This window comes from Phreatobacter stygius (assembly GCF_005144885.1).
GTDB lineage: Bacteria > Pseudomonadota > Alphaproteobacteria > Rhizobiales > Phreatobacteraceae > Phreatobacter > Phreatobacter stygius.
The window spans coordinates 4181118-4193933 of the sequence record NZ_CP039690.1; the positions used below are offsets into that span (position 1 = coordinate 4181118).

General features: G+C 64.1%; 10 protein-coding genes. 5 read left to right on the forward strand and 5 right to left on the reverse strand.

The window, feature by feature from the left end:
* Positions 1-43: 43 nt before the first annotated feature.
* From E8M01_RS19655 to E8M01_RS19665, 3 genes are read left to right on the forward strand one after another with little or no spacing between them, the layout of a single operon-like run.
* Positions 44-817, forward strand: a complete 774-nt coding sequence (locus E8M01_RS19655; protein ID WP_136961678.1) for a SapC family protein — start codon at positions 44-46, stop codon at positions 815-817.
* Positions 814-1662 carry a SapC family protein gene (locus tag E8M01_RS19660; RefSeq protein WP_170181976.1) on the forward strand — a complete coding sequence of 283 codons (849 nt, stop codon included), beginning with the start codon at positions 814-816 and terminating at the stop codon, positions 1660-1662. Before E8M01_RS19655 ends, E8M01_RS19660 begins: the two co-directional genes overlap by 4 nt.
* Entirely contained in the window at positions 1659-2957 is a 1299-nt protein-coding gene (locus E8M01_RS19665) for a glycosyltransferase (protein WP_246088364.1), read from the forward strand. Before E8M01_RS19660 ends, E8M01_RS19665 begins: the two co-directional genes overlap by 4 nt.
* Here E8M01_RS19665 and E8M01_RS19670 read toward each other — a convergent pair.
* The 5 genes from E8M01_RS19670 to E8M01_RS35110 form a co-directional block, all read right to left on the reverse strand.
* Positions 2886-5393 carry a glycosyltransferase family 2 protein gene (locus E8M01_RS19670; protein WP_136961680.1) on the reverse strand — a complete coding sequence of 836 codons (2508 nt, stop codon included), beginning with the start codon at positions 5391-5393 and terminating at the stop codon, positions 2886-2888. The genes E8M01_RS19665 and E8M01_RS19670 overlap by 72 nt on opposite strands.
* 18 nt (positions 5394-5411) lie before the next feature.
* Entirely contained in the window at positions 5412-6005 is a 594-nt protein-coding gene (locus tag E8M01_RS19675; RefSeq protein WP_342778714.1) for a class I SAM-dependent methyltransferase, read from the reverse strand.
* A gap of 179 nt (positions 6006-6184) precedes the next feature.
* Entirely contained in the window at positions 6185-7108 is a 924-nt protein-coding gene (locus E8M01_RS19680) for a hypothetical protein (protein ID WP_136961682.1), read from the reverse strand.
* A 146-nt stretch (positions 7109-7254) separates the two neighbouring features.
* A complete protein-coding gene (locus tag E8M01_RS19685) occupies positions 7255-8118 on the reverse strand; it encodes a beta-1,6-N-acetylglucosaminyltransferase (RefSeq protein WP_136961683.1) in 864 nt (287 codons plus the stop codon).
* A 12-nt stretch (positions 8119-8130) separates the two neighbouring features.
* On the reverse strand, positions 8131-8991 hold the full coding sequence (locus E8M01_RS35110; protein WP_170181977.1) for a polysaccharide pyruvyl transferase family protein: 861 nt from the start codon (positions 8989-8991) through the stop codon (positions 8131-8133).
* A 713-nt stretch (positions 8992-9704) separates the two neighbouring features.
* Here E8M01_RS35110 and E8M01_RS19695 point away from each other — a divergent pair.
* Entirely contained in the window at positions 9705-11456 is a 1752-nt protein-coding gene (locus tag E8M01_RS19695; protein WP_136961685.1) for a type I secretion system permease/ATPase, read from the forward strand.
* A gap of 17 nt (positions 11457-11473) precedes the next feature.
* Entirely contained in the window at positions 11474-12808 is a 1335-nt protein-coding gene (locus E8M01_RS19700) for an HlyD family type I secretion periplasmic adaptor subunit (RefSeq protein WP_170181978.1), read from the forward strand.
* Positions 12809-12816: the final 8 nt, after the last annotated feature.

Here is a 12816-nt window from a genome sequence, read left to right on the forward strand (position 1 = left end):
ATTGGTACAGTCTATGACTGCTGACTTTGGTGCAGGCTGATCGATGTCGATTCTGCACAACCTTTACGAGACGCCGACGCCAGTCGATGCGACCTGGGGTCATCACCGGATCTTCGCGCACCAGGCCTACAAGATTGTCCGGGAGGCTCAGCTCGCTCCGATCGTCCTGGCCGAGGCGCAGGATCTCGCGCGCTGGTTCCCGGTCTGCTGGGCCCTGGACGATGGCGACGAGCCGGTGCTTGTCGTCTTCCGCAGCTTGCTTCCGGGCGGGCGGGGCTATCCGGGCGACGCGAGCTTTCGCGAGGAGTGCCTGCCTTTCGTCTTTCAGGCCTTTCCATTGGTGGTGCCCAATCGCGAAAGCATCGAGCAACGGCAGGTGCTTGCCGACCGCACGATCTCGGACACTCCGACCGATATTGGTGCGCCCCTGCTGACCGCCGAGGGCAAGTTCACGCCGGCCGCGCTCATGCGCGCGAAGATCGCGATCAACGTGGCAAGCGGGCTGCCGAAGACGACCTCGTTCTCGCGCGCCCTGTTCGACAACGGCATGCTCGAACCATGGGCCATCGATCTGGATCTGGGGCACGACAAACGGGCGAGCTTCGACAAGCTTCTGATCGTGGCGACCGCCAGGCTCGACGATCCGGCATTTCATGCGCTGATCGTCGAACACGGCGTCGAGGCGGCCTTGCTGGTGGCCGGACACAGGCTCTCGCTGTTTCGCATGAGCGCGCTGCTGACGGCGGCCCGCCGCGATGTTCAGAAAGCGTTCGAGGCCGCGTCCGAGCCGCGCGCGGCGGCCGTCGAACTGCCATGACGACCGCCGCCAGCCAGTCCGACGAGTTGCGCTTCGTTCCGTTGAAGCATGCCGGGCTGTCGAGCTGGCACCGGCTTGTCAGTTTTCCCTGGCTCGATCGGCTCGGGGTGCTGCCGGTCGCCGATACCGAATTCCTGGCGCTCTCGCACTTCTGCCCGATCGCCATCGAAATGCATGAGAGCGGCCCGCGTGCGGTCGCCATATTGCACGCGCAGCTTGTCGCGCATCGGCTGCTGACCGAGGATGGACGCTGGCGGCCGCCCTATGCCCCGCTGGCCTTGCGCAGCCTGCCGTTCAGAAACGGCGCCGCGATGACCGCCGACGCCGTCGAGATCTGTCCGGCGCTGGCGGAACAGGGAGCCGACCCGAAGCTGCGCCAGGCCATTTTCGGCCACAAGGGCGGACCGACCCAGTCCTACGCGGCGATCCTCTCGATGATCGACCGGCTGGCCAGAAGTGGCGCGCGATTGCGCAATGCGGCCAAGGTGCTGATGGCAGCCGATCTCCTGGTGCCGCTGGCCAACCTGCCTCCGGGCCCGTTTGGCCAGCTTCACACGATAAGCCTTGATGGAATGCTGGCCCTGTCGTCCCATCGCCTGATGGCGCTGACATCCGATGCCTGCTGCCCGCTCGAACTGGCGACCGCCGTCACCTTTTCGCGCCGCTGGCTGAACCGGGATACGCTGAAGAGCGCCGACAATCTGTTCGCGGCCACCGTCGGCGGTGTCAGGCAGAAGCTCTACGAGCATGGCGTCGTCGACCCGCTCGATCAGCCGGTCGGGCTTGACGACAGTCCGTTGTTCTCATTTGACGATTATGTGCGCAGCACCCCGGGCTCATCATGAACGACATCGACATTCTGTTCGTTCACAACAATTTCCCTGCGCAGTTCCGCCATATCGCCAAGAAATTCGCGTCCTATCCGAACATCCGGGTCAAGGCGATCGGCATGTCGGCGGCCCCGGGCATGCCCGGCGTCGAATTGCAGAAGTACAATTTTTCGGGCCGCGAGCTCAGCTCGGTTCACGCATTCGCCCGCCGCTTCGAAATCGAGGCCCGGCGCGGCGAGCAGGTGATCTATGCGGCCAATGCGCTCAAGGTGTCCGGCTTTCACCCCAAGCTCATCTATGTCCATCCGGGGTGGGGCGAGTCGCTGCCGCTGCGCTCGCTGTTTCCGGGCGCGACGATCTGCTCCTACTCGGAATTCTATTATTGGCCGTTCGGCGCCGATGTCGGTTTCGACAAGGAATTCCCCTCGTTCGGCGTCGACGGCGAGGTGCGCATTTCGCTGCGCAATGCCGCGACGCTGCTGTCGCTCGTCGATGCCGACCTGTCGATCGCGCCGACCCATTGGCAGCGCACCGTATTCCCCAAGGAGTTCCACCCGAAGATCCATGTTGTCCATGACGGGCTCGATGTCGCGCGCCTGACCACGCTGGGTGCGCAGGGCATCACCCAGATCAATGGCGAGGCGGTCAGGCCAGGCGACGAGATCGTCACCTTCGTTGCCCGCAGCCTCGAGCCCTATCGCGGTTTTCACATCTTCATGCGCGCCTTGCCGGCGATCCTGCGGGCACGGCCGAAAGCCCGGATCTGCATTGTCGGCCAGGACAATATTTCCTACGGGATCAAGCCGGAAGCGCATGCCAACTGGCGCCAGGCGATGGTTGCCGAAGTCGGCGCCGAGCTCGATCTGAGCCGCGTCCATTTCCTCGGTCATCTGCCTTACGAGAAATACCTTCGGCTGCTGAAGGTCTCGTCCGCCCATGTCTATCTGACCTATCCTTTCGTGTTGTCCTGGTCGATGCTGGAGGCGATGGCGCTGGGCTGCCTGATCATCGGATCGGATACGCCGCCGGTGACCGAAATCATCCAGGACGGGGTCAATGGCGTCCTGGTGCCCTTCTTCGGCATTGACGAGATCGCTGCGGCCGTCGTCGAGGCGCTCGGCAATCCCCAGCGCTACGCCCAGATGCGATCAGCGGCTGCCGAAACGGTTCGCAAGCATTATGATTTCGAGAGCGTCATCTGGCCGGCCCATGTCGGGCTGCTCCAGGAATATGTTCTGTCAAACACCGTTCTCGACACGATCGGCCTGTTGCCGCCGGACGAGGCCCAGCGCGCCGGTGGGATGGGCTAGGCCGGCCATCCAGCGGATCAAGGCTGCCGCGGCATCGCCGTCGGTCATGCCGGCGGGCAGCGCCAGCCGTGATCCGTCATTGCCAAGCTGTTCGATGTCCGGGTCGAAATACGCCACGGGTATTCCCGCCGCCGACCAGAGGTCGATGCGCTCGTCGGAAACGCCATATCGCCGCGATGCGAAGAGGCAAGGGCCTTGACCGGCGAGTGCGAGCCAATCGGGGAGCTCGGCGCGTTCCATCGGACCTGACCACGCGACATGCTGGTCTGCGCGCTCAGGTCTTGGTTCGGCAAGCACGGCGATCGTGAAGGGCGCGGCCCCCGTCATGGCGGCGAGACGGCCGCCGATCGTCCGAACCAGGTTCTCGACGGGTTCGCCGGCCGGCTCGGTCAGCACGTACAGCATGTCGGTGCGGGCCACGCGCCGCGGGGCGGGGGCGTGGCGAGACGGATCGCCGATCAGCGCGACGTCGACACCGATCCGCTGGAAATGGGCTGCCAGCCGCCCGGTCGTCACGTAGCGCCGGCTGAACCGATCCGCCCACGCTGCCGGCAGTGTCGTGTCGCTGGCATGGCTGAGGAACAGGGCGGCCTTGTCTCCGGCGGTTCGCCGGATCAGCTCCATGGCGACCGGCGGCAGGCGATGCGGATCGATGACCAGGGTCGAAGCGGCCCGTTCGAAAAGCAGCCGCGCCAGGGGATCGGCGTGATCGCTGGCGATCGGCACGGCCAGGTTCTGCGGCATGTGCCGATCGGCGCCGCGGATGGACAGGAGGGGGCCATCGGCCGAGGCCTCGAGCCGGGCAAACACCACGTCGGCGGCAGCCCGGCCGAGGCCAGCGGTGACCAGAGCGGTGATCTGGCGATCCGGCTCGGCCGACGACAGGACGAGCGTGAAAGGTGAGCGCTGGCGGAGCCAGGCCTCTTCCAGGCGCGCGGCGAAGCGGGCGAGCGGGTCGGTCCGGAAAAACCGGTCCGTTGCGGCTTCGTAATCCGGGAACTGCTGCTTGAGCCGGTCGAGATTGCGCCGCACCAGCGAGCGCTTGTCGTCGAGGAACGAGCGGGAGCCGCTATGGCCGACATAGACGCCGGCAGCGCAGACATTGTCGAAGCCGAGCCGCTGCGCCGCCAGGCAATAGGCGACATCCTCGAAATAGCCCCGGCCGAAGGCGGTCGGCAGTTCCGGCTGATGGGCGAGCAGCCGCGCGCTGATCAGCATGCAAAAGCCGACGCCGTTCGGCATCGTAATCGTGGCGCGCCGATTGGCCTGCCAGGCGAGCTCGTTCAGTCGGGCGACATCCGCATTCGATCCAAGCGGGCTCGAGCGGAACCGGCAGGGGACGCTGGTATCCTCGCCATTGTTCGAGAGCGGCGTGACGGTGCCGATCCGGGCGTTGGCCTCGGCGATGTCACGGAGCCTGGCGATCGCCCGCGGCGGAACGATCGTATCGGCGTTGAGCAACAGCACGTCTTCCGATGCCCGCCGGGCGTCGAGTGCCCGATTGACGCTTGCCGCGAAGCCCAGATTGATGACGTTCCTGATCAGTTCGATCCGGCCTGATCCGGCGAGGTCGTCGAGCAGATCGGCAATTCGCCGATCCGGGGTCGTGTCGTCGACCGCGATGATCCGGACCGGGTCCGCGACCGGCAGGTTCGCCAGCAGTGACTCGAAGCAGGCGCGCGTCGCCTCGAAATCATCATAGACCGGGACGACCACCAGCAGTCCGGGATCGGATGGCCCCGGGGCCGCATCCGAGGGCCTGGTCCGGAAGGTCGCGGTGTTGGGGCGATGAACCGTCGGCGGATGGACGAAGACCAGGTCGTTGCCGCAACTCAGCGAAACGGCAGCCTGTTCGCCACGCCACGGGACATGTTGCACGCCCGAGAACGAATGTTGATCATGAGCCGGCTCATCGACTTGCAGTTCAAGCGCGAACTCGGCCTGTTCGGACCGGCCGATGAGGGAAACCGATACCGGATGGTGCGAGAGCCCGGAAATCGAGAAACCGCTGTCGTCGGCGTCGCATCGCACGAGGATCGATTTGCCCAGCCGCGCCAGGCCGTTGAGCACGGCACCGGGCGGCGCCCGATCGGCTGCGTCGATCGACCGGCGAAAGGCCTTGTTGCGTTGCGCCGGCTCGCCGGATGCCACAATGGCGTCATTGGTGAGCCGGTCGAACGGATCGATGAAGGCGGCCCGCTCGAGATCGCGCTGGCTCAGCTCGGCCCGCCCCAGGCGCGCCAGCGCCGATGCGCGGAGCACGAAGGGGAGCGGATCGGCTCCGCCGCCGGACCGCGCCAGCTTGTCGCTGAGGAGCCAGGCGGTTCGGTAATCCGCCCGCCTGAATGCGTCCCGGACCAGCGCGAGCAAGTCGGCCGGCGCCAGGGTTGCCTGTCCGCTGATGCCTGAAAAGGAGGCGCGCGAGCTAGCGGACATGCACGGCCTCCAATGCGATCATGCCCCGTCGAATTCGATCCCGCTGGTGGAGAGCTGCGCCAGGACGCTGTCGGTCCGGCCGGGATCGACAATGGCGACGGCCCAGAGGTCGAACAGGGCGCGTTTGGTTCTCACTTCGGCGAAGCCTGCCTCGATCAGCAACCGGCCGAGCCTGAGGTCGGTAAAGCCGGTCTTGTGCGCCATGAATTCGTTGCCGCGCGCGATCGACGGACGGAACCCGTAGAGCATGTCGAGCGGGGTCACGGGGCCTGCGGGCGCTACATAGGCCACGGACTCGAGGCCATCCGTGCGGGCGGCCTCGATGATCGCCTGCAGATCGGGGCAGCGGATCAGGGCGAAACCGGAGCGCTTCAGTACGCGGCGGAATTCGGCGAACGCCAGGGTCACCTCGTGGTCGTAGAGGTGTTCGATATTGTGCGACGACCACAAGGCATCGAAGCTGGCGTCCTGGACGGCGCGCTGCATATCGGTGGTCGAGCAGACGATATCGGGCGCGACGCGTGGATCGACGTCGAGGCGCACCTCTTGCCACCGGCCCGCGGCTCGGAACACCGGGTGAAGGCGCTCGATGCCCGGAGCACCGCAGCCCACGTGGAGAACGCATCGTGTCGTCTCGGTTACGCCGTCCAAGTTTCCATCCCTAACACGTGTGGATCTTTGACCTCAGGGATACGCCAAACCGGCAACCGCCTCAACCGCCGCAGCCATTGTCCGGGCCGAGGCCAGGGTCGGATTGCCGCGGTGAGGCGCCCCTTCGATCGCCTGCCGCCTTAGTCCAGCACGATCTTGCCCGACGGTGTGAGTTGATCGCAGCGCCAGATGCTGAACCGTCTGTCGCTGTCCCAGTCGTAATAAATCAGGGCCTTGACGCGCCCCGAATTGGAATAGGCCAGAAACTCCGCCTCGATCGCCCTGATACGTTCGGCCCGCGCCTGGTCGTTTGACGGGCATGTGGCATCGGTGTTGGGCACACCCCATTCGGTAATCCAGCACGGCGCCTGGGCGGCTCTTGCGTCGCCGCAGACCTCCATTTGCCGCCGGACCTGCGATTGCCACCTGTCGCCGGCCGGATAGAGATGGAGACCGACGCCGTCGATCAGGTCGAACAGCCCGCGGCGCCTGAGTGCGGCGAGGAAGACCGACGCCTCGACGGCATCGCCGCCCGAACGACCCGCCCATTCGGCGGGGATGTCGGCGGTGCCGGCGGAGATGATCGGGACAGTGCGGAAAACCGTGCTTGCGTCGCGCAGCCGGCGTGCGACCTTGAGGATTGCGATATAGTTGTCGAGGCCGCGTTCGAAGCCCTGAAGCCCGGGCATGCGGGCGATCGACCCGCCGTCATAGACCGTGCCGCGTTCCCCGACGGCGAGATCGCCGTTGAAGTCGGCCCAGTTCAATTCATTGCTGAACTCGATGGCGACGAGCGAGACGCCGGTCTTCTCGATCTCCTGCCAAAGCCAGGAGAAGCGCTCTTCGAACCTGGCAAGGTCGACTTCGGAAAGCCGCGGGCGCGCGGTGAACCGCCGCGCCGCCGGCCGAAGGGTTGCCTCGGCGCGCATATAGTCGGGCGCGAGGATGCCGACGTTCAGCATCACGCCGAGCCCGTTTTCGCGCGCGATCCGGAGCGTCTCGATCCCGTCGGCCGTCGGCCGGACGATGTTCAGCCGCGCGACCCGGACGCCGTTGCTGACCATTTGCCGAATGATTTTCTCTCGTTCGGCCCGCGGCAGCCCGTTCAGGTTCACCCGGTTGACGCCGACGACCAGCCCCTGCTCGGCCGCGACAGGCCTTGGGGCGGCAAAAAAGCAAAAAACGAATGCGAAAACGAGAAGAAGTCTGACTACCAAAGTTCCTCCTCAATCCTTTGAATCAAGCCGTCCGACGCTTCGCTGAATTTGCGGGCGAACGGACGCTTCTGGCCTTTCAGAAATTCGATGTCTTCCACCCGTTCGAAGGTGTGCGGGGCCGGGACCGTATCCCACTTGGCGAAGACCAGGCTGGGCCGGATCGCCTCATGCAGCCCGAGCTTGGCGATCGCCGTCTGAAAGAAGGCCTCGTCGGGAATGGCCGAGAAGCGCAGGGCTTCGACAAGCCTCGGATCCTCATCGACGAGGGCCATGATCTTCTCGACCGTCCCGCGCGTCAGCGACCACCATTGCGCGCCCTTGGCGTAGCGGTAGTCGGCCAGAAACTGCGGTCGGGCCAACCGGGAGCGCTCGGCATCGGCCACCAGGCCGGTGATGTCGCTGTCGAGATAACGATGCAGGAAGTGCATGCCCGGCCGAAGCTCGCCGATCTGGGTGTCGGGCAGATAGGTGTTCTTGATGCGCTGGGCGGTTTCCGAGCTTGGCGCCACGAGATCGGAATCGATGCAGTCGACTCGCTGATCGAGAATTTCGGCGAGCTTCCGCGGCGAGCACACCGGATAGGTGTCGCCGGAAATCAGCGTGAAGGTTTCCGCCTTCTCGATGGTCAGGCCGTGCTTGAGCATGTCCAGCGCCGCCGCGATCATGGCGTAGGAGCCCCAGCGGATGCGATGCGACTGGGGCAGCAGGAAGACATCGGCGGAGCCGGCGAATTCCTGACGGTCAGCGGACGCATCCAGATGCGCGATGACGGTGAAATCTTTCGCCAGGCGATCGCTGAGCCGCTTGAACAGCCGGGGCGCGCGGTGGGCGAGAATCATGATGCAGTGGACAGACATCAGTCTCTCCAATCATTCAACAAAAGAGACCGAACTCCACCGGCGCAGGCTGTGCCGGAACACCTCCCGGTTTTTCCCGTATGAGTTGTCGTGGAGCTTGCACGGCTTGCCCAGCATCGCCGAGCCGATGCCGACATGCAGACGATCCGTGGCGACGGCTTGCGAAATCCGGATCGCCTCCAGAAAGCACCAGGACGACTTCTCCGAATTGCGCGGCCAGACCCCGAACTCGAACAGCGACGATATGTCCAGGTCGCTCGATCCATGTTTGCCGGTGGATTCGCCATCCGTGCGGAAAAATCGCATTTCGGCCCGTTTCGAAAATGCCGACGGCGTGACGCCCGCATCTGCGAGCTTGGTCAAGAAGACCTTCTGGAATTCATCGGCATCCGGATCGTTCACCAGCAATTCGTCGGGATCAAGGTGAAAGGCCATGTCATGCGCCAATGCGGTCTCGCATTTCGGGTTGACGCTGATCACGTGATCGTAGCTCGGGATCTCCCGGCAGATCAGCAGGACATCGGCGGGAAGGTCGGAGATGACGTCCTCGTTGCCGCGGATGGTGTGCGGCAGAAGGACTATTCTCTTGGCCCGGCCGGCGAACCGCAGAAACGCATTCTTGATCGTCGCGTAGAGCGGAATGAAATTCCCCCCGCCACCGAGAATGACGGTTTTACCGTCGACATTCGCGTCGAGAGTGATCGCCTGGTAAGATATATTTAGTCGGCGAAAGAATTGCATCGTCGCAGTCGAAATCAGTGAGTCGCCGGCATTCCCCGAGTTGGGAAGATAAAGAACTTCTTTGTTGCGAAATTCTCGCAATAAGTCGATGGCTTCGTATTGTCTAAGCCAACGGGAATTCAGTCGGTCCATTAGCTCTATTCCTTGGGAACACGCCAGAAGTGGCCGTTCGAGGGGCGTCAGGGTTTGCTTGTGACGGCAAAAAACACGATTGGCTGAAAACTCTGTGGAGTTTTTATGCCCATTCGACCCTGCTGCTTTTCTCATCGCTGCGTGTCGGATTTGTAAAGGCCGACCCGACCGCAGGACAACATTTCCAGTGCCCGCATTATGGCACTGCAGCGAAGGTTGTCCATCCAAGGCTGGCGGAGAAGGCCGATCCCGGTCACCGGATCGGCCTCCGAAAGGGGTTGACAGCCGGTCGGCCGGGTCGGCTTTCGACCGCCGGCGCGGCGACGTCCGGATGGGCGAGGACGATCGTTGGAAAAGCCGCGTCGACCGCAGGCTCCCGGCAATTTCGAGCCGCAAGGCAGCATTCCGGGACCTTCTTGCGACCCATGATGCTGCGCCTTTCGCGGCTTGCTTCTGGCCCGAGGAATCCAGCATCCACACCGTTTTGGTTGCCGCGACGGAGCCCTGCAGTTCAAATCTGCGGACATTTTCAGGCAACTCTTTAAGACCGTCGCCCCAATCTTGGCCTCATTCTTCCGGCAGAAGTCCCGAAACGCACCCGGTGTTTGATCGGGGCAGGGGCGTGTGGTAGCTCTTGATCGCATTTGGCGCGATCATAAGAGCCCACTTGGCCACGACGTCGCATCCCGCTCGTGAGTTAAGGATCAGATCGCTTGAGTTTTTTATCTGATGATCATTTCCTGAGGCAGGAACTGCCAAAGTTTCGCTCGGCGATTGCTGCGCTATTTTTCTTCAGCTCTATCATCACGATTCTTTTTCTGATCCCTTCGATCTACATGTACCAGGTGTTCGAACGGGTGATGCAGAGTCGCAACATGTCGACTTTGCTGTTCCTGACCATGATCGTCGCTGCCCTGACGGTCATCTGGACGGCGCTTGAGCACATCCGCACACGCGTCCTCGGCGAGATGGCAAACTCGCTGGACGAGAGCATCAGCACGCGCGCTTTCGACGCGGTGAACAGGCAAACCAAGGTCCTCAGCGCCGACGCCCGGACGATGGTGATCCAGGATCTCAACATTATCAGAGACTTTGTCTCCGGCAGCCTGCCGGTCCAGTTCATGGACCTGTGTTTCGTTCCGCTGATCATTCTGGCCGTTTTCCTGTTCCACCCCGTCATGGGCGCGGCGCTGCTGGCCTTGAGCGTCGTCGTCGTCGGCTTGTCGTTCTGGACGCAACGCGCGGCGCGTCACGAGATCAAGCGGTCGCTGACGGCCTCGACCCGTGCCAATGAATTTGCCCGGTCGGTGATGGCCTCGTCGGAGGCATCGCGTGCCATGGGCATGATGCCTTCGCTCACCGGCCGCTGGCGCGATCAGGTGCGCGGCGCGCTCGGCTGGCAGGAGGCCGCGACCCACCGGGCCACGCTGCCCTCATCATTGCTCAAATATATCCGGCACCTCTATACGCCGATCATGCTCTGCGTCGGGGTCCTGCTGTTCCTCGCCGAACAGGTTGGCCCTGGCGTTGTCTTTGCAGCCGTCATGGTCGTCGGTCGGGCGATCCAGCCGGTCGACGCCATCGCGAACAACTGGCGGAGCTTCTGGAGCGCCCAGATGTCGATCGACCGGATCGATCGCCTGCTCCGTGAGGCGGGGCCGTCCCGGGTCAAGGTCACGCTGCCGGTGCCGGACGGTCCGCTGCAGGTGTCGCGCATTGTCGCGACCCCGTCGGACCGGGACAATATCATCCTGACCGATGTCTCGTTTGTCGTGAACCCGGGGTCGATCACCGCGGTCGTGGGATCGAGTGGGGCCGGCAAATCGTCATTGGCAAAGGTCCTCGTCGGCGCGTGGAGTGTCAGGAAAGGCACGATAACGCTCGACGGACATGACCTGACCCACTGGGATCAGGACCAGCTCGGCCGTCATATCGGCTATGTTCCCCAGGACGTCGTGCTCTTGCCCGGAACGCTCGCGGAGAACATTGCGCGCTTCGATCCGCTCGGCGGCGAGACGGACCGGAAGATCATCGAGGCGGTGAAGATCGCCGGCATCCAGGACATCGTGTCGAAACTGCCGGACGGGCTCAACACCAAGATCGGCCCGAATGGCCATACCCTGTCTGGAGGACAGCGGCAGCGCGTGGCGCTGGCGCGCGCCGTCTACGGCGATCCTCAGCTCGTCGTTCTCGACGAGCCGAATTCCAATCTCGATGCGATCGGCGAGAAAGGTCTGGCGGAGACGCTGGAGATCCTGCGCGATCGCGGCGCGATCGTCATTCTCGTGACGCATCGTTTGAACATGCTGAGCTACTGCGACCATGTCCTGGTGATGAACAGCGGTACGGTTCATGCTTTTGGCCCCCGAGACGCGGTCGTGAGCCGTCTCTCGCTGGGGCAGCCTGTTCGGCAGATCGGCCAACAGAACAGCGCAAGCAGCCAGTCGGGCTCGACTGCTGCGTGATGTCACGGAAGGCGACCATGTCCATCATTGATCTCGGACAGACCCCTGCCGACGCGGAGATGCGTCCATCGACCGATTGGCGGCGCTCCGTCCGCATCGGTTACGCCATTGTGATCGGCGCGTTCGGCAGCTTCGCGCTGTGGGCGAGCTTCGCACGGCTCGACGGCGCGGCGATCGCCAATGGCGTGGTCGCGAGCGAGTCCTATCGCAGGACCGTTCAGCATCTGGAAGGCGGCATCGTCCAGGACATCCTGGTGCGCGATGGCGACCGGGTGAAGGCGGGGCAGGTCCTGCTGAAGCTCGACCCGACGCGCGTCTCGGCCCAGGGCGACCTGTTCGGCAATCAGCTCGCGATCTTCGGTGCCCAGGAGGCGCGGTTGCTGGCTGAGTTCGAAGGCAAGGATAGCTTCGAGTTCCCGCCGGATGTCCTGGCCAGGCAGAACGACGCGGCCGTGAAGCCGGTGATCGAGGATCAGAGGCGGCTGTTCGAGAGCCGCCGGCGTGCGCTTTCCGGCAATGTCCAGATTGCCGAGGCTCAGATGGAGCAGGCCCGCCGCGAGATGGAACAGGTCACCTCGGAGACGGAGACGGCGCGCGCCACGCTGGAACAGGTCGACGCCGAACTGGCGCAGCTGAGACCCTTGTTCGCGCGCCAGCTTGTTCCCACGACCCGTATCGCGCCGATGGAACGCGAGCGGCTGCGGCTTCTCGGCACCATCTCGACCGGTGTCATTCAGACCGCCAAGCTCAAGGAGCGCCTGTCGGAATCCGATTTGCGCCGCCAACAGGTCATGCGCGCACATCGCGAGGAAACCTCGGGCCAGCTCGCCGACGTCCGCCGACAGCTCAGCGACACCCGCCAGCAGATCCTGCTGAGCGCCGACAGCCAAAGGCGCACCGACATCCGCGCGCCGATCGACGGGACCGTTCAGCAGCTCAGGATCTTCACGGCGGGCGGCGTCGTCCGGCCGGGCGATCCGATCCTCGACGTCGTGCCCGCGGGCGACGTGCTGGTCGTCAGGGCACGCGTGCAACCCAACGATGCCGACCGGGTCAGCGAGGGCATGCATGCCGAGGTGAAATTTCCGGCATTCCACTATGTCGGCACCCAGATCGTCCGCGGCGAGGTCAGGGCCCTGTCGCGCGACCGGATCATGGATGACGGCGTGAAGGACCCCTATTTTGCGGCCGAGGTCATTGTCGACAAGTCGACCATCCCGGAGTCGATATCGCGGCGTCTCAGCGCCGGCATGGTCGCCGATGTCATCATTCCGACCGGTGAGCGGACCGTGATGAACTATCTGCTCCGGCCGATCCTGGATCGGTGGACGGCCGGCATGCGCGAAAGGTGACGGCTTGA